Consider the following 1,219-nt stretch of genomic DNA (forward strand, 5'->3'; position numbering starts at 1 on the left):
CACCTGGGCCTGCTGTTCAGGCAGGCCGAAGAGCTGGAAATCGTTGTCGGTCAGGCGCATGGCAGGGTGGAAAAGCAAAAGGCGCGGTTCACACCGCGCCTGTCGTCGAGTCAGCGAGTTTCAGACACGGAAGGACTCGCCGCAGCCGCACTTGTCTTTCTCGCGCGGGTTGCGGAACTTGAAGCCTTCGTTGAGGCCTTCGCGGACGAAGTCCAGCTCGGTGCCGTCGAGGTAAGGCAGGCTCTTGGGGTCGATGAGGATCTTGACCTCATGGCCCTCGAAGATCACGTCCTCTGGCGCCACCTCATCGGCGTATTCCAGCTTGTAGGCCAGGCCCGAGCAGCCGGTCGTTTTCACGCCCAGCCGCACGCCCACGCCCTTGCCGCGCTTGGCGATGTAGCGCTTGACGTGGCGGGCTGCGGCTTCAGTCAGCGTGACGGACATGTCAGTTGGCGTGCTTGGCGCGGTAGTCGTCCACCGCTGCCTTGATGGCGTCTTCAGCCAAGATGGAGCAGTGAATCTTGACCGGCGGCAGCGCCAGCTCTTCGGCGATGTGCGTGTTCTTGATCGTCAGCGCCTGGTCCAGCGTCTTGCCCTTGACCCATTCGGTCACGAGCGAGCTGGAGGCGATGGCCGAGCCGCAGCCATAGGTCTTGAACTTGGCGTCCTCGATGAGGCCGGTCGCCGGGTTGACCTTGATCTGCAGCTTCATCACGTCGCCGCAGGCGGGCGCGCCGACCATGCCGGTGCCGATGTCGTCATCGCCGTTGTCGAACTTGCCGACGTTGCGGGGGTTCTCGTAGTGGTCAACGACCTTTTCGCTGTATGCCATGGTGTTCTCCTTCTAGGTTGCCAAGGGGCTTGCAAGCCCCTTGGCCTGCCCACCGCGGACGACAGTCCGCAGTGGACTGTCGTCCGTCAGTGGGCAGCCCACTGGATGGTCGAGATGTCGATGCCGTCCTTGTACATGTCCCAAAGCGGGGACAGTTCGCGCAGCTTGGCCACGCGGTCGGTCAGCACGCTGATCGCGTAGTCGATTTCTTCTTCGGTCGTGAAACGGCCGATGGTCATGCGCAGCGAACTGTGCGCCAGCTCGTCGCTGCGGCCCAGTGCGCGCAGCACATAGCTGGGCTCCAGGCTCGCCGACGTGCAAGCCGAGCCCGACGACACCGCCAGGCCCTTGACGCCCATGATCAGCGACTCGCCCTCGACGTAATTG

At 63.4% G+C, this 1,219-nt stretch carries 2 protein-coding genes and 1 pseudogene; all 3 read right to left on the minus strand.

The genetic code is table 11. The features are described 5' to 3' along the window. Positions 1 to 120: 120 nt before the first annotated feature. Complete coding sequence (gene iscA, locus ACXJKR_RS32865) at positions 121 to 444, minus strand: iron-sulfur cluster assembly protein IscA (protein WP_056196898.1); 324 nt, start codon at positions 442 to 444, stop codon at positions 121 to 123. A gap of 1 nt (position 445) precedes the next feature. Then, positions 446 to 832 carry a Fe-S cluster assembly scaffold IscU gene (gene iscU / locus ACXJKR_RS32870; protein WP_056196896.1) on the minus strand — a complete coding sequence of 129 codons (387 nt, stop codon included), beginning with the start codon at positions 830 to 832 and terminating at the stop codon, positions 446 to 448. Between the two features lie 86 nt (positions 833 to 918). Next, a pseudogene (locus tag ACXJKR_RS32875) lies at positions 919 to 1,219 on the minus strand (IscS subfamily cysteine desulfurase); the annotation flags it as partial.

This window comes from Roseateles sp. P5_E11 (assembly GCF_054049355.1).

What these genes read in the sequence shown, in the direction of transcription:
- iscU (WP_056196896.1), bottom strand. Translation starts at nt 832, where the DNA reads ATGGCATACAGCGAAAAGGTCGTTGACCACTACGAGAACCCCCGCAAC.
- iscA (WP_056196898.1), bottom strand. Translation starts at nt 444, where the DNA reads ATGTCCGTCACGCTGACTGAAGCCGCAGCCCGCCACGTCAAGCGCTAC.